Annotated in this window: 19 protein-coding genes; 9 read left to right on the forward strand and 10 right to left on the reverse strand. The window is 65.8% G+C overall.

Features of this window, described 5'->3' with window-relative positions; translation table 11 throughout:
* Positions 1-3: 3 nt before the first annotated feature.
* Positions 4-450 (reverse strand): PaaI family thioesterase, encoded by a 447-nt coding sequence (locus tag E2481_RS08825; RefSeq protein ID WP_136716766.1) that lies wholly within the window; start codon positions 448-450, stop codon positions 4-6.
* 206 nt (positions 451-656) lie between these two features.
* Between E2481_RS08825 and E2481_RS08830 the strand changes: the two genes are divergently transcribed.
* Positions 657-1,193, forward strand: a complete 537-nt coding sequence (locus E2481_RS08830; RefSeq protein ID WP_136716767.1) for a hypothetical protein — start codon at positions 657-659, stop codon at positions 1,191-1,193.
* A 4-nt stretch (positions 1,194-1,197) separates the two neighbouring features.
* Here E2481_RS08830 and E2481_RS08835 read toward each other — a convergent pair whose 3' ends face one another.
* Entirely contained in the window at positions 1,198-2,016 is an 819-nt protein-coding gene (locus tag E2481_RS08835; protein WP_136716768.1) for a hypothetical protein, read from the reverse strand.
* A gap of 111 nt (positions 2,017-2,127) precedes the next feature.
* On the opposite strand from E2481_RS08835, the gene E2481_RS08840 reads away from it, so the two are divergent.
* From E2481_RS08840 to E2481_RS08850, 3 genes are all read left to right on the forward strand, one after another.
* Positions 2,128-2,838 carry a lipoyl protein ligase domain-containing protein gene (locus tag E2481_RS08840; protein ID WP_136716769.1) on the forward strand — a complete coding sequence of 237 codons (711 nt, stop codon included), beginning with the start codon at positions 2,128-2,130 and terminating at the stop codon, positions 2,836-2,838.
* Between the two features lie 60 nt (positions 2,839-2,898).
* Positions 2,899-4,311: a dihydroorotase gene (locus E2481_RS08845; RefSeq protein WP_136716770.1), complete on the forward strand. Its 1,413-nt coding sequence runs from the start codon at positions 2,899-2,901 to the stop codon at positions 4,309-4,311.
* Between the two features lie 89 nt (positions 4,312-4,400).
* The gene (locus E2481_RS08850) at positions 4,401-5,195 is read left to right on the forward strand and encodes an AAC(3) family N-acetyltransferase (RefSeq protein ID WP_136716771.1); all 795 of its coding nucleotides are present in this window, start codon (positions 4,401-4,403) and stop codon (positions 5,193-5,195) included.
* A gap of 4 nt (positions 5,196-5,199) precedes the next feature.
* On the opposite strand, the gene E2481_RS08855 is transcribed toward E2481_RS08850, so the two are convergent.
* On the reverse strand, positions 5,200-5,589 hold the full coding sequence (locus tag E2481_RS08855; RefSeq protein WP_136716772.1) for a hypothetical protein: 390 nt from the start codon (positions 5,587-5,589) through the stop codon (positions 5,200-5,202).
* Between the two features lie 66 nt (positions 5,590-5,655).
* Complete coding sequence (locus E2481_RS08860; RefSeq protein ID WP_250137767.1) at positions 5,656-6,333, reverse strand: DUF5806 family protein; 678 nt, start codon at positions 6,331-6,333, stop codon at positions 5,656-5,658.
* Positions 6,334-6,437: 104 nt separating this feature from the next.
* On the opposite strand from E2481_RS08860, the gene E2481_RS08865 reads away from it, so the two are divergent.
* Both E2481_RS08865 and E2481_RS08870 read left to right on the forward strand, forming a co-directional pair.
* Positions 6,438-6,806 carry a universal stress protein gene (locus tag E2481_RS08865; RefSeq protein WP_136716773.1) on the forward strand — a complete coding sequence of 123 codons (369 nt, stop codon included), beginning with the start codon at positions 6,438-6,440 and terminating at the stop codon, positions 6,804-6,806.
* Complete coding sequence (locus E2481_RS08870) at positions 6,803-7,324, forward strand: GNAT family N-acetyltransferase (RefSeq protein WP_136716774.1); 522 nt, start codon at positions 6,803-6,805, stop codon at positions 7,322-7,324. Before E2481_RS08865 ends, E2481_RS08870 begins: the two co-directional genes overlap by 4 nt.
* Positions 7,325-7,331: 7 nt before the next feature.
* Here the strand turns inward: E2481_RS08870 and E2481_RS08875 are convergent, their stop codons facing one another.
* From E2481_RS08875 to E2481_RS08885, 3 genes are all read right to left on the reverse strand, one after another.
* Positions 7,332-7,526 carry a hypothetical protein gene (locus tag E2481_RS08875; protein WP_136716775.1) on the reverse strand — a complete coding sequence of 65 codons (195 nt, stop codon included), beginning with the start codon at positions 7,524-7,526 and terminating at the stop codon, positions 7,332-7,334.
* Complete coding sequence (locus tag E2481_RS08880; RefSeq protein WP_136716776.1) at positions 7,519-8,172, reverse strand: DUF4382 domain-containing protein; 654 nt, start codon at positions 8,170-8,172, stop codon at positions 7,519-7,521. The genes E2481_RS08875 and E2481_RS08880 overlap by 8 nt, the downstream gene beginning before the upstream one ends.
* Before the next feature lie 228 nt (positions 8,173-8,400).
* Positions 8,401-8,850: a universal stress protein gene (locus tag E2481_RS08885; protein WP_136716777.1), complete on the reverse strand. Its 450-nt coding sequence runs from the start codon at positions 8,848-8,850 to the stop codon at positions 8,401-8,403.
* Positions 8,851-8,945: 95 nt separating this feature from the next.
* Here E2481_RS08885 and E2481_RS08890 point away from each other — a divergent pair, with 95 nt between their 5' ends.
* The 3 genes from E2481_RS08890 to E2481_RS08900 all read left to right on the forward strand — a co-directional run bounded on the left by E2481_RS08890 (position 8,946) and on the right by E2481_RS08900 (position 10,911).
* The gene (locus tag E2481_RS08890; RefSeq protein ID WP_136716778.1) at positions 8,946-9,398 is read left to right on the forward strand and encodes a universal stress protein; all 453 of its coding nucleotides are present in this window, start codon (positions 8,946-8,948) and stop codon (positions 9,396-9,398) included.
* Between the two features lie 54 nt (positions 9,399-9,452).
* The gene (locus E2481_RS08895) at positions 9,453-10,562 is read left to right on the forward strand and encodes a DHH family phosphoesterase (RefSeq protein WP_136716779.1); all 1,110 of its coding nucleotides are present in this window, start codon (positions 9,453-9,455) and stop codon (positions 10,560-10,562) included.
* 133 nt (positions 10,563-10,695) lie between these two features.
* Positions 10,696-10,911 carry a hypothetical protein gene (locus E2481_RS08900; RefSeq protein WP_136716780.1) on the forward strand — a complete coding sequence of 72 codons (216 nt, stop codon included), beginning with the start codon at positions 10,696-10,698 and terminating at the stop codon, positions 10,909-10,911.
* 1 nt (position 10,912) lies between these two features.
* On the opposite strand, the gene E2481_RS08905 is transcribed toward E2481_RS08900, so the two are convergent.
* The 3 genes from E2481_RS08905 to E2481_RS08915 all read right to left on the reverse strand — a co-directional run bounded on the left by E2481_RS08905 (position 10,913) and on the right by E2481_RS08915 (position 15,099).
* The gene (locus E2481_RS08905) at positions 10,913-11,404 is read right to left on the reverse strand and encodes a DUF5807 family protein (RefSeq protein WP_136716781.1); all 492 of its coding nucleotides are present in this window, start codon (positions 11,402-11,404) and stop codon (positions 10,913-10,915) included.
* 261 nt (positions 11,405-11,665) lie between these two features.
* Positions 11,666-13,423: an archaellar assembly protein FlaJ gene (gene flaJ, locus E2481_RS08910; protein ID WP_136716782.1), complete on the reverse strand. Its 1,758-nt coding sequence runs from the start codon at positions 13,421-13,423 to the stop codon at positions 11,666-11,668.
* A gap of 5 nt (positions 13,424-13,428) precedes the next feature.
* Positions 13,429-15,099: a type II/IV secretion system ATPase subunit gene (locus E2481_RS08915; protein ID WP_136716783.1), complete on the reverse strand. Its 1,671-nt coding sequence runs from the start codon at positions 15,097-15,099 to the stop codon at positions 13,429-13,431.
* Position 15,100 lies beyond the last annotated feature (1 nt).

Here is a 15,100-nt window from a genome sequence, read left to right on the forward strand (position 1 = left end):
GGATCAGTCGTCGACGCGGAAGACGCCCTGCCCGGTCGCGATGGACTCCATGTTTCCCTGCGGGGTGCGACTCTCGACCGTGATAGTGGCGATGGCGGAGGTTTCGCGTTTCTCGACGACCTCGGCGTAGCCCGTCAGGTCGTGGGCCCCATCGTGGAGGAAGTTGGTGTTGATGTTCAGCGGTTCCACGAGGTCGTTGACCGGGTCGTCGAGCGTCGTCCGGATGGCCAGTTCGCCGGTCTGTTCCATCAGCGTCGCGACGATGCCGTTGTGGATCGTCGGCGGCTCGGCCTCCTGGTCGGTGAACTTCTCGTCGAAGGGGATCGTCAGCTTCGATTTGCCGTACTGGATGTTCTGCATCTGCACCCCGAGCCACGAGAGGTAGCCGTTCTCGCGCTCGACGGACATCCGCAGCATCACCGGCGCACCCTCGGGAAGGTCCTTTGCCATGGCGTACCGAACCGCTACGATGTCATCTAACTTTTAGTCACTGGTTTCCATATCCAATCTGATAGGTGTGGCCGTGCGGCCAGAGTAGCCGAGTTCATCCGACAGAGATCGGGCCGGCAAACGCGACCAGTCGGCACGTCGGCGTGGGCAACTGACGGCGAACCACAGAAATACCGAAGGCGACGGCGACCGTAGCAATCGGTACGATGGAGTCCGAGACACGTTCGCCGGCCCGAGAGAAGTACCGGGAGGCACAGTTCTTCTGCCGGAAACTCGAACGATCCGACGACGGGCTGGGCCACGTGCGCAGCCACACCGACAAAGACGAGTTCCGCTTTTACTTCAGCGCGTTCTGTAGTGCCGTCGGCGACCTCCACAGACAGGTCGGGCAGGCGAGCGAGGACGACCCCTCCTTCGAGTCGTGGGCCGACGACGACGACGTCCGGGACCTGCACGCGTTCTTCCAGGACCGGTGCCACGACGTGGTCGAGGTGGCCACGACACGGCAGGAATCGGCCGGGGAAACGGACAGGATCGGAACGACGACGCGTGAACCCATCGCTTCGGGCACCCTGCGGTACTGTCTCGCCGACGATGCGAGCGTCCCGGACGAGTTGGTTCCCGAAGACGCCGACCGGGCCCCGGCGAGCGACCTGGCGCGAACGTACCTCGACCACCTCGACGCCTGGCTCGCCGACCGCGAAGCCCGGGCGGAGGCGAGCGACGCGTCGAGCGCGGAGTGAGCGCTCAGGCCGGGTCGATCCGGACCGTCACGGTCTCCCCGACGGCGAACTCCCGGTCCGGGCAGACGAGTTTCACGCCGAAGCCCTCCCTGGCGAGGAACAGCGAGAGCCCGGTGATGGGGCGATCGTCGGCGAACACCGTCACGTCGTCCCAGGTCACCGTCCGGTCCGCCACGGTGCCGACGCGCTGGCCGGCGACCGAGACGGCCCCGTCCGCACCGCCGAGCGCGCCGCCGCCCTCGTAGTGTGGGAGGCCGCCGTCGAGGACGCCGTTGCCGGCGTCGACGCCGACGAAGTACTCGCCCGGCGCGGGATGGGCGGGTGCGTCGAGGACGGCGTACGTCTCGGCGGTCTCGACGACCGTTCCGCGGCCATCCCACGAGCAGGGGCGCACGTCAGCCTCGACCGCGAGCGGGAGCGACCCCGAGGCGCGGTACGGGTTGGCCTCGGCCTCGCGAAAGCCCAGGTGGATGTGGTTGTCGACCCAGGGCGCAAAAAAGCCCGAGCGGACGAGCGTCCCGAGGGAATCGCCGACGGCGACGCTGTCGCCGGCCTCGACCGCCGGGTCGACGTGGAGGAGTCGCGCGACGAACGCATCGGTCTCGACGAGAATTAAGTGGTCGTGGGGCCCGGCGTAGGGCTTTGGCGGTGCGTCGACGGTCCGGGTGTCGATGACCTCGCCGGCGACCGGGGACGGGGCGGTCCCGTCACCGTCGGGGTAGAGATCGATCGCACAGCCCGCGTCGTGGGCCGGGTACGGGGAGTTATAGAGCGAGAACCGGGGATAGCGACCGAGCACGTCAGCGCCGAGCGTGACTGCCATCGAACGGAGGGAGGGCGAGGACCGGCTTGAACCCCTCGGCCGCGGCTGGTAAGACGGCAGGCAACGGGTGAAAGCCGTCAGACCCTTACTTTCCGGGCCCCGAAGGAGGGTATGCGCGTGGTTCGGGGTCGCGGTGACGACATCCAGGCCGACAGGGCAGTCACGAAACGGCTGCTCGCGTGGGCCGGCACCGCCGGCGAGCCGGCGGTCCGCGTCTGGCGACCCCACCGACAGGTCGCGTTCGGTCCCCGCGACGCCCACAGCGACGGCTACGAGCGGGCCCGGGCGGCGGCCACCGACCACGACTACGTCCCCCACGAGCGCGATGTCGGCGGCCGCGCCGTCGCCTACACCGGCGACACCATCGCCTTCGCCCGCATCGAACCCACCGACGACGGCCGGCAGGGCATCGAAGAGCGGTACGCCACTGTCCGCGTCGACGTTCGTGACGCCCTGCAGGAACTGGACGTCGACGCCGAACGCGGCGAACCCGACGACTCGTTCTGTCCGGGCAGTTACTCCCTGCAGGCGGCGGACGGCAAGCTCGTGGGGCTCGCCCAGCGCGTCACCGACGACGCAGTCCTGGTGGCCGGTCTCGTCGTCGTCGACGGCCACGAGGCCATCGCCGACGTGCTGGACCCGGTGTACGACGCGCTCGACGTGCCGTTCGAACCCGAGACGGTCGGCAGTATCGAGCGCGCCGGCGGCAAGGTCGACCCCGTCGCCATCATCATGCGCCTCGAAGACGCCCTCGTCGGCGACCACCTCGGTACCGTGGAGTGGGTCGACGATCTGGCGACCGTCGAGTGGTCTGGAGAGTGACACTGTTCGGCGAGTAACACCGTCCGCGAGATTTACCACCCACCCGCCCGGAGGGGGCGTATGCTCATTCGGAACGCGACGCTTCCGGACGGACGGGAGCGGGATATTCTCATCGAGGGGGAAACCATCGCGAAAATCGGCGAGGACATCGAGATGCCCGATTCGGCCGACGAGCGGTTCGTCGACGCCGACGGGAAGCGCCTCATGCCCGGGATGATCGACACCCACGTCCACTTCCGGGAACCCGGCTACTCCCATAAGGAAACCTGGGAGACCGGCAGCAAAGCCGCCGCGGCGGGCGGCGTGACGACCGTCGTCGACCAGCCCAACACCGACCCGCCGACCATCGACGGGCCGGCCTTCGACGAGAAGGCCGATCTGGCCGAGCAGTCGCTCGTCGACTTCGGTATCAACGGCGGCGTCACCGAGCAGTGGGTACCCAGCGCCCTGCTCGAACGGCCGATGTTCGCGCTAGGCGAGGTCTTCCTCGCGGACTCGACCGGCGACATGGGGATCAGCGTCGAACTGTTCGCCAGCGCGGTCAAGACCGCCGCCCGACAGGACGCCGTCGTCACCGTCCACGCCGAGGACGCGAGCGAGTTCGAACCCGGCGCGAAAGAACGGGACGACGCCGACGCCTGGAGCGCCTTCCGCACCGCCCGCGCCGAACCCGCGGCGATCCGCGCGGCCGCCGAGGTCGCCGACCGCCTGGACGCCGACGTACACATCGCCCACACCTCCACACCGGAGGGCATCGACACCGCCGCCGACCACGGCCTGACCTGCGAGGTGACGCCCCACCACATGTTCCTCTCGCGGAAGGACCTCGACGAGTTGGGCACCCACGGCCGGATGAACCCGCCGCTGCGCCGCGAGCGACTCCGCCAGAAGGTGTACGACCGGGTCGTCGACGGCACCGTCGACATCGTCGCGACCGACCACGCGCCCCACACCCGCGAGGAGAAAGACGCCAGCATCTGGGACGCCCCCTCCGGCGTGCCCGGCGTCGAGACCGCGCTCCCGCTCCTGCTCGAAGAGGCGCGCCAGGGCAACATCACCTACGAGCGAGTCCGGGACCTGACGGCCGCGAACCCCGCCCACATCTTCGACCTGCCGACGAAGGGGGTCATCAAGGAGGGAATGGACGCCGACCTCGTCCTCGTCGACCCCGAGGACAGCCAGGCGATCCGCGGCGAGGACAGCCACTCGAAATGCGACTGGACGCCGTTCGAGGGGAAACAGGGGGTGTTCCCGGAGCTAACGATGGTCCGCGGGACCGTCGTCTACGAGCGATACGGCCCCGAGACGCTGATTCTGAAAAGCGAGACCGGCGAGACCGAGTCCGAGACCTTCGGCGATCCGGTCGGGACGAACGTCCGAACCATCGAGCGCACGCCCGGTGAGGCCGACACTGACGACGCCGCCTCGGGCGTGTCTGCGGCGACCGGCGAATCCGACCAGGCCGACGAGTAGCCACCGAGCGGTACCGAAACGTTCGCTTACGCCTTACAGGTCGCCCTCTTCGCTCCATAACTAACGGGACGGCGCGAGGACTGGGACTGATGGTGCGACACTTGCCGGCGACGCTCTGGTGTAGCGCCAAACACTACGTCCTGCGCCAGCGCGAGCGACCGACCGGTCCCGCCAACGAGGACGCGTTCGCGGAGATACTCGACGAGTACGACGAGGACGAGGCGTTCGTCCACGTCGGGTTGAGCGACGTGAGTTCGGCCTTCGAGGGCAATCCCTACGAGTTCGTCCTCGATCACCTGGACGAGCGGTTCGACTCGATACTCACGCCGGCGTTCACCCAGTCGTTCCGTGACTCCGGGTACTTCCACCGCCAGGAATCGGAACCGGAACTCGGGGCCTTCGCGAGCCTGGCTTTCGAGGACGCCGACTACCGGACGGCCGACCCGCTCCACTCCATCCAGGTGCTCGGCGACTACCGCTTCGAGGACTGCAACCACCGGGACACGTTCGGCCCCGAGGGGTGTTACGCCGAACTCGACGCCGACGACGTCCGCATCATAAACGTCGGGACGCGCTGGCTCGTCAGCACGCAACTCCACTACGTCGAGCGCCACACGGACGTTCCCTACGTCGACCGCGTCGACGTGGAGGGGACGGTCCACCACGGCGGCGGCGACCGCGAGTACGTCGCACAGACCAGTTACGACAAGAACAACTACGTCTACTACTGGAACCGGCTGAAGATCATGCGCGACCTGCTGGCCGACGGCGTCCTCGACCACTACGACCTGAACGGGCTGACGGTCATCGCCGTCTCCGCCAGGGACCTCCGGACCGCACTGGAGTCCCGGATCGAAGACGACCCCTACTACATGGTCCGGTGACGTCTCAGACTACCCGCTCGCGCGCCTGGCGGAGTCGTTTCTCGGGAATGGGTCTCAGGATGCCGTAGACGAAACGGTACCCCAGCAGACCGAGGCCGGCACCGACGAAGACGGCCAGAACCCACGGCACGGTCCCGGGATCGGCGAGCACGAGAACGAAGACGAGCGTAAAGGGGACGGCGACGAGCAGGGCGATGATCACCGGTTCGCTCGCGACGCCCGCGAAGGCGTCCCGCTCGGAGAGGTACAGCAGCAACGCAACGACGAGACCGCTGACGAGGGCGAGGAGCACGTCTAGCCAGCCGACCGCCCCATCGAAGGACAGTCCGGCCACAACGACCGGTGAGAGACCGATTACCGTATCGCCCACCAGTACCTTCCGCTCGGGAGTCATCGGTCGAGAGTCTACGGGCCACCGACTCGGGTGTTTCGGTCCTCGACGATCGGGAAGAGAAAAGCGCTAGTCGTCGGCTTCGGCGGTCGTGTTGCTCCCGTGGTCGTCCTCACCGTCGAGTTCGCCGCCGCAGTGGGGACACTCGTCGTGTCGCAGGGCGGCGCTGTGTTCCCGGACCTCGCGCATGACCTCAGAGATGCGGTCCTCGGCGTCGAGTTCCTCCTCGACGGAGAGTTCGACGCCCTCGACCTCCAGGAGGAACTTCGCGACCTCGGTGGCCTCGTACATCACGTCGTCGAGTTCCTCGGCGGTGAAGAAATCGCACATCGCGCCGTAGAGGAACGTCGCCCCGGCCTGCCGGACTTTCTCCTCGAAGGAGGCCCGGGCCTGGTTGACCGCCTGGGGCGAGTACGTATCGGTCATGAAGGGGACGAGTTCGGGCAGGTTCTCGCCGATCTTGGTCATCTCGACGCCGGTCTCGGTGCGGAAATCGGCACAGAGGCGGGCGATGGCCCACTCGCGGGCGGTGATGTAGGTGCGATCCCGGAGGAACTCGTTGGCGCGGTCGTACGTGCCGCCCTCGATCTTCTTGAAGCGGTCGTACTTGCGTACCTCTTCCGGAACGTCGGCGTCGCCGACCTGTGGGTCGTCGGCGGCGGTGGCGTCGCTGTCGACGGGTCCGTCGCCGTCGTCGTCCGGCGCGTCCGCAGGGTCGTCCGTCTCCGACACCGGGGGATCGGGCATACAGGGCATCTATCCCGCGGGCGAAAAAGCGTATCGGCGGCGTCTGACGCGCGGCGGACGCGCGGGTGCGTGGGTTTTTGGTCCGGGCGCGCCAGGACTGTGATATGAACGTCCTGCTGGGCATCGACGGGAGCGACGTGTCGTTCGAGGCGCTCGACGACACGCTCGCCCGGTCGACCGCGACCGACGACGACCTCACCATCGCCATCGTCGACCGCGACGAGATCGACCTGCGTCCCGACGAGATCGAAGCGACCGTCCGCGACCACCTGACCGAGGCAGACATCGACGCTCAGGTCCGCCAGCTGGCCGGGCACCCGGGCAGTCGACTGGTCGAGGTCGCCGACAGCGAAGGGTTCGATCGACTCGTCATCCCCGGCGGGAAACGGAGCGCGCTCGGGAAGATCAAGCTGGACGAGACCATCGAGTTCGTCCTGCTCAACGCCGAAACCACGGTGACACTGGTCAGATGACGGACCGATACCCCGACGAGACGGCCGGGGAGTTCCCCCGCCCGCCGGCGACCGTCACCGACAGGGAAGACCGCGAACTCCGGATCCGTACGGCCGACGACGAGGAGGTCGAATCGCTGGTCGAGATGTACCTCGAATTCGACCCGGCCGACCGCGCTCAGGGGATCCCGCCGGTCCGCGAGGACCAGATCCGGACCTGGCTCGACAACCTGTTCGAGCCGGACTGTCTGAATATCGTAGCGCGCCACGACGGGGAACCGATCGGCCACGCGACGCTCGTCCCGGACGTCGACGACAGCTACGAACTGGCCATCTTCGTCCTCGGGGAGTACCAGGGCGCGGGCATCGGGACGGAACTGCTCGAACGACTGCTCGGGTACGCACAGGACGAGGACGTCGAGCGGGTCTGGTTGTCCGTCGAGCGGTGGAACGACCCCGCCATTGCGCTCTACGAGAAAGTCGGCTTCGAGATGAGCAGTACCGAGAGCTTCGAGTTGGAGATGGGGATCAGACTGTGATCACTGCCTAGATCGGTCCCAGACCGACTGCACCCAGCAGCCAGAGTGCGAGCACGACGACAGCGACCGCGATGGTGATGCGCCACGCCAGCGCCAGCACGACGCGACCGACTACCAGCGCGAGCACCACGACGGCCAGCGTCACGAGAACCATCGGCGGGGCCATCAGCGCCCCGAGGGCGAGTACCGATGGACTAGGCATCGTCCCCGTTCGTGTCCTCGTACTCGACGCGAGTCCCCTTCGCGACGGGTTGGAGGAGGTACCGCCCGGTACGTCCGCGACGAACCGGCGTGAAGTCCCCGACGAAGGTGGTCGTCTGGTCCTCGCGGATCTCGAAGCGAGTCTTGAACTGTAGCGGTGCGTTCCCGGGCGTCTCGACCGTGGCCTCGCCACCGTCGGCCAGCACGCCCTCGACACCGGTGACGTCGAGTTGCAGGAACTCGTACGTCCGGGCTTCGAGTTCGCGCTCGTCGACGAGCTTCGTGTTCCCGTCCTGCAGTTCCACGAGGTCGGCTTCCTGTGGGTCCTCGAACTCGTGGTACTCCCGGCCGTCGCTCTCGTCGACGTCGCCTTCGTCCTGTTGTTCGACCTCGTCTTCCCCGTCCGTGTCGGCCGTCCCCTCGGTCGTCGACTCCGTCGTCTCCTCATCACCGCCTGGTTTGAGCCAGATCCCTCGAATCGTGACGACACACGACTCGAAGTCGGAAATGTCGCCGGGTTGGTCGGTGACCTGGGTGGCGAGCGTTCCGGTCGCCGCGTCGGCGCTGGAACACCCCGCCAGTCCGACCGTTCCCGCTGCTGCGATACCTGTCGCTTTCAGATACGTCCGTCTGTTATACTCAGTCATTGTTTCGAATTACTGCATGTTGGTATGCGATCAGTTCATTCGGCTGTCGTAAATGCGCTCTCGGTGCGTGCATCACAGTTGGGTCTCAGCTGGCAGGCACTTAACCCCGGGACTCGATAACGCCAGATACAGCCGTGTAAATGCCAATTAACCCCAATGCAACCGGATTAAGGCGAATTGCCGAACGGGGGCACCGGCCGAGACGGGCTGTCGGAAGCACCTCTGTCACTACACCGACAGGACGGGCTGGCTGGCGTACATGAGGACGTACTCGGCGGCCTTCCCGAGGACGTCCTCGGGGTCGCCCGAGACGGGCTCCCGCGGGACGACGAGGAAGTCGGCATCGATCTCCTCAGCAGTGTCGAGGACGACGCTCCCGGGATGGTGTGTGAGCTGCGAGGGCATGAACCCGAGCGCCTCCGAGTGGGTCATCGGGACCCCGTCGTCGGCGCTCAGCCCTTCGACGATCTGCATGAACTCGGCGGTCTCGGCGGCGACGGTGTCGGTCTCGATCTCGCCGGCGTGGAGGCTCCGCGCGACGGCTTCGTCGAGTACGTACAGCGCGTGGACGGCAGCGTCGTATCGCCTGGCGATGGCAACCGCGTACTCGGCGGCCTCGAGGGACTCGTCGCTCCCGTCGAGCGGGACGAGAACGCGGTCGATGTCGACAGCGGGCATACACGCCCTCGCGCGGGCAGGGAGAAAAAGCCACCGAGCGGCCCACGTCCGAATCGACGGCGACATTTATACCGACGCGACCGGTAGCCCCAGCCATGTTCGACACGGTGGTCATCGCGACGGACGGCTCCGAGAGCGCCGAGCGGGCCATCACCGTCGCGCTCGACCTCGCCGAGCGGTTCGACGCGGCGGTCCACGCACTGTACGTCGTCGACACCGGCGACATCGACGGATCGCCCGAATCCCTCCGCGACGAGATGGAGACCGCACTGACGGAGGCGGGCGAGGACGCGCTGGCCGGGATCACCGAGCGAAGCGACCGCGAGGTCGTCACCGCCGTTCGCGAGGGCCAGCCGGCCAGCGAAATCACCCAGTACGTCGACGAGGTCGACGCCGACGTGATCGCCACGGGCACCCGTGGCCGCCACGGGGAACACTCCTTCCTGCTCGGCAGCGTCGCCGAGGGAATCGTCCGTCGCTGCCCGGTTCCGGTCCTGACCGTCCGTCAACTCGACGACAGCGAGGAGTCGAAACCCGACGCAGTGTAGTCGCGAGTCGCCCACAACCGAGCCCTTCATTGAGCCCCGCCCGCTGGGAGCCGTATGGACGACTGGCTCATCGACGACGAGCGACTCTCACTCGCCCGGAAATCGGTACTCCCCGGGGAGGGGTTTTTCCACCCCGACTCATTCGAGGAAGTACAGGAAGAGCGCGAAACCAAAGAGGCAGTGACGGACACGCCGGCGGTCGTCATCGCCGACCCCGACGCCGACGGACTGGCCTGCGTGGCGCTCGTCCGGGCCGTCGTCGCCGACGCCGCACTGGTGCCGGCCGGTCCCCACGACATGGGCGATGCGATCGAGCGCGTCTCCGAGTACGTCGACCCCGACGTACCAGTGTTCGTCTGTGACCTCTGTCCCGACTCCGAGGACGACGTCGAGTTCCTCGACACGCTCGCCGAGCGCGCGGGCGATATCTACTGGTACGATCATCACCAGTGGGACGAGGAGCTGGGGGCGCTCGTCGACGAGTCCGTCACCGACCGCGTCGTCGGCGAGTCCGACGAGGAGTGTACGGCCGACGTGGTCGCCCGCTCGCTCGACGGCGAGGTCCCGGCCCACCTCGAAGAACTCGCGGTCGTCACTCGCGACCACGACCTCTGGCTCCGCGAGGACCCCCGCAGCGACGACCTGGCCGATTTCTCCTACTGGGCCGAACCCGAGGAGTACATCGACGTCGTCGTCGAACACGGCCCAGACCTCCCCGCGGACGTCGAGGAGTTCCTGGCAGAGATGCGCGTCGAGAAGGAGGCGCTCATCGAGAAGGCCATCGACCGCGCGGAGATCCGCGAGATCGGCGACTGGTCTGTGGGTGTCACCTACGGCCGCTGTTCGCAAAACGAGGTGGCCGAGGCCCTCCGCGAGGAGGGGACCGACGCCGCCGTCATCGTCAAACCCGCCGGCAGCGCCTCGATCCGGGGGACCGACGAGTTCGAGCGCGCCCACGAGGTCGCCGGAAAAGTCAACGGCGGCGGCCACCCGAAGGCCGCAGGCTGTAAGCCCGACATCTACGACGACATGCTCGACTACGCCCACCACTGGACGACTCGGGGTGCGGTGGCCAAACAAGTGATCATCGAGGCCTTCCACGACGTGAAACGAGAAGCCAGAGCCGAAGCCGAGGACGAGGAAGGACTGGAGACGGAGCAGTAGGACGGCGGAACAGACAGGTTCGGTTCCCAATACTTGCGGGGACATACCCGCTTTCGTTCGGGTAAGATTCGATTACTGTACTGCGATTTTGGTGTCGAAACCGCTTTTACCATCCAGTCGACACAGTCGGCAGATGAGTGGTGCATCATTCACTCGAACGGTCGCGAACAATCCGCGTGCGTTCCTCGCGCTCGTGGGGGTCGTCGGAGTCGGTGGGCTGATCATGCAGGTACTGGCGGAGTACGTCCCGGACAGCGGGGCGGCCCAGGCCGGCGTGTTCGTCGCGATGGCACTGGTCGCCGCAGTCTACGTCGGGTCGACACACGACGACGCGACGGGAGAGAACTAGGTCAGGCGCGTTCGCCGGCGATCCACTTCTGGGAGTAAGCGGTGCCACAGTCACAGAGCGCGTAGGCGTGGATGACGTCGCCGTCGGCGTAGCGGCCGCCGACCTCCTCGTTTTCCTCCTCGGCGAAGCCGAAGACGAACCGTGGCCAGTGGTCGCCGTCTTCGTCAGCGTCTCGCGGTTCGGTTCCCTCACCGCTCGACCGATTCGCGGAACTCCGTTCCGCGCTGTCCGGACACTCACCGTCCGTGCAGTCGCGGGCGATCTCGGACTCGTTGTGCATCGCCGACCCGGCCAGTTGCATGGGGTCGACGCCGGTGGCTCGCTGGAACGCCGTCCGCCCCTCCTCGCCGGGGAGGACGATGACGACGCCGTTCTCGACGGCCTCGCCGACCTCGGCCAGGCGGTCGAGGCCGTCGACGGCCTCCTCGTTGAAGAAGAGCAACACGTCGTCGGGGCGTTCGCCGGCGAGGAACTGCTCGCGTTTCTCGTTCATGCCCGCATTCGCCGTTGCGGGCACAAAAGGGACGCGACACGGGGTGAGCGAGGCACGACCATCGGGAGTGCCTCGGAACGGCGAGCGGTACAAACGCGAGCCATGGGTTTGGGGTACAGTCACGGTGGTTTGGTCCAGCATCCGCGCGCCGTCGGCGCGCGGTTCACTGCTCCGAGCGCCGCTGGCGCGAGGAGCAGCAGTTTTTAGTCCAGGTTTTTACAAGCGGGGTCGCATCGCGACCCCGCGAAGTAAAAAAGTGGTTTAGATAGAGAGGAACGAGCTGACCATGTTCTTCGTGACGATGGAGATGATCGAGCCGAGCCACGTGATGAGCACGAAGTGCATGTAGGAGTTCATCTTGTGGCCCCCATCGGTCTCGCGGATCATCAGCGAGGAGAGGAGGGCGTTGAACACGATGACGATGATGAGCAGGAACTCGATGAGCGGGATGTTGTAGACCTGGGTGTTGATGAGCGAGCCGACGTCGAACTGGCCCGTGGAGTTGATGTCGAGGGTCATGTTGGCCAGGATGTTGACGACCTGCAGGCCGATGAAGAAGGCGAAGGTCGAGGCGGCCGAGATCCCGTACAGCAGACCGATGAGGGTCGTCGTCGCCTGGGAGCGCTTCTGTCGCAACTGCATGACGACGTTCATGTTCGTAGCGATGATCTCCCCAAGTTGCTTGGGGCTCCCACCCATCTCGCGGCCGATGAGGTACATCTCGGAGAACTTCTGGATGAGGTAGGACCGGCAGTCGGCGGTGAAGTACCGCCAGGCGGAGGTCGGTTCGATGCGCATGTTCAGCCGCTTGTAGAGGTCGTCGATGTCGCCGGTCAGTTCCCCGAAGTCCTTCTTCCGGAGGCTCTGGAGCACCATCGAGGAGGTCGCCTGCTTGGCCCCCTCCGCGGCACCGAGCGCGCGGATGAAACTGGGGAACTCCTCGTCTTTGGCCTTGATCCGGTTCTCGGCGCGGCGCATATAGATGCCGGGGATGATGAGCGGCGTGATCGGGATCGCGACGTACAGCGGGAGCGGGACCGGCGAGAGCGGGAGGAGCATCTCGAGGGAGATCGGACTGACACCGAAGAAGCCGCCGATGGAGATGACCGAGAGGAACATCGTCAGTGCGACCCCGGTCGCGAAGGTGGCGATCATCCACTTGTCGAGGTCGGTCGTGATGCCCTCCGGGTTGTACCACAGGGGGTCGTACGGGGCCATCGCACGGATGGCGATGTAAAACCCAGTCTGGACGAAGACGAACATCGCGATGACGGCCGCGACGGTCATGGTCGGGTCAGTCCCAGTGAGGACGGGGAGCACGACCGCGAACACGAGCGCGAACGTCATCGAGAGGATCATCGACATGTAGAGGTCTTTCATCACGTCGATGTTGTCGAGCGCGCCGGAGTAGACCGTCTCGTAGTTCTGCATCACCTGTTCCTGCTCGGAGATCAGGAACTCCTTGAGCGACTGGCCGGCACCGAGGGTGTAGGCCAGGCGGTCGAACACGTCCGATAAGGCCTCGCTCGGGACCTGTTTCGCCCGACGGCGGAGCGCGTCGTCTAAGCTCTGGTTCCAGGTGTCGACCAGTTGGACGATGCGGCGCATCTCGATGGTGAGCGCTCCGTACTCGTCTTCCTTCGAGAGCGCGCGGAACACCTCCATGCGGTCGATTCGAGTAGTCGACAGCACGGTCATGTGCGTGATCAGCAGGTGGAGTCGGTTGTTCAGCGCCTTCCGTTCCTGGGAGAGCAGCACTTTCGGGTAGAAGATCGCAGTCCCGAGCGCCAGCAGTCCGAGCAGCGGTATCGGGGCCCGAATCATGAAGGCCAGATCGTCGAGGAGGAGGGCGACAACGACGGTGAGCACGAGAAAGCCGATCGACGGCAGCAGGATCATGAGAACGTACCGCCGCATCGGCATGTTCATCCGCTGGTAGGAATCGAGAAGGTCGCTGAAGAGGTCTCCAACGGACTCCCTGATTTGCTCGGACGTGGCGTCGGATTCCTGGGAAGCCATCGGAGTCAGATATCGCGGTGGATGTCGAACGGAAGTCCTTCGATACCGTCGCGCTGGAAGTTCGCGATCAGATCGTCGACCTCGTGGTAGCCGAGGATGTCTTCCTGGATCGCGCGTTCGATGATCTTCGCACGGAAATCGAGGTCGTCGTAGATGTCGCGGGTGTCCTCGTACCCCAGCAGCGTCGCGATCTGCTCTTCTAAGACGAAGGAGTTGTTCATGCCCTGGAAGACGATCTCGTCCTCGACGGGGTCCCAGTAGAAGGCCTGTCGGGTGACGACCCCGTCCATCTCCTTGGAGTAGCCTTCGATCTCCTGGACGGAGGTCACCCGACGCAGGACCTGGTCGCCCTGCTTGACCCGGTTCTGGAACAGCGCCACGTCGGCGTTGTCCATGAACGTCTCCGGAACGTTGATCGGGTCACCAGTAAAGCGCTGGATCATCGAGACGATGTCCGAAGCGTGGAAGGTTAGCATGACCGGGTGACCGGTCTGTGCGGCCTGGAACGCCATCCGACCCTCTTCACCACGAACCTCGCCCACGATGATGTAGTCGGGGCGGGAACGCAGTGCGGCCGCGACCAGGTCGAACATGTCGACGCTGGTCCCCTCGTCCTCGCCTTCGCGCGTCAGGAGTTGCTGCCAGGTGTCGTGTGGCGGGAGCACCTCGGCGGTGTCCTCGGCAGTGTAGATCTTCTCGTCCCGGGGGATGAACGCCATGATGGAGTTCAGGGTCGTGGTCTTCCCCGACGCCGTCTCGCCGACGACGAACACCGTCTGCTCGTTCTCCAGACAGAGCCAGAGATACGCGGACAGCCGCGGGGACAGCGTCCCCCACTTGGTAATCTGGAAGATGGAAAGCGGGACGCCTTCCTTCTGACGGATGGTGAGACTGGGGCCCTTGACCGAGACGTCGTCGGAGTAGATGAGCGAGAGACGCGACCCGTCGGGCAGCGTCGAGTCGACGATGGGGTCCGAGTCGGAGACGGGGTCGCCGATGCGTTCGCCCATGTTCCGGAGCCACTGGTCGAACTCCTCGGGGGTCCCGAAGTCGACGGTCGTGTTGAGCATCCCGTAGACCCCGTGGTCGACGTAACACTCGTGGGGGCCGATGACGTGAATGTCCTCGTTGGCCGGGTCGCGCATGATCGGCTCCAGTGGACCGAGCCCGACGATGTCGCGGTTGAGGACGTACCGGATGTCCTCGTAGGTCTCCTGGGAGACCTCTACTTTCCCCATGTCGAGCACCGAGGGGATGCGGTCGAAGACGCTCCCCCCCTCGCTGTCTTTGATGCGGGTCGTCTCCTGGAGCAGTTCCTCGATCCGGTCGTCGTACTCGGCCTCGTTCTGCGGGGCGGGCTTGGTGACCGACTTCTGGAGGAGTTTGTCCCGGACCTTCTCGTAGACGACCTGTTCGGTCTCGTCGAGTTCCGGCTCGACGGTGTAGTACTTGGTGTCCTGCCCGACGTCGCCGTAGATGTGACAGAAGATGGGGCCGCCGACCGGATAGAGGACGTTCGGCCGATCGGTTTCGTACTCGTCGTCGGCCTCCTCGATGAACATCGGGAACTCGCCAGTGATCTGTTTGATCTTCCGCAGGTGCTCCTGCAGGTGTGGACGCCTCGCTGCGTACTGCCTGAGTTCGTCCGACGGTTTGGCGGTTCCTTGTTCGGTCATA

The organism is Halorientalis salina, from assembly GCF_005049285.1.
Taxonomy (GTDB): domain Archaea; phylum Halobacteriota; class Halobacteria; order Halobacteriales; family Haloarculaceae; genus Halorientalis; species Halorientalis salina.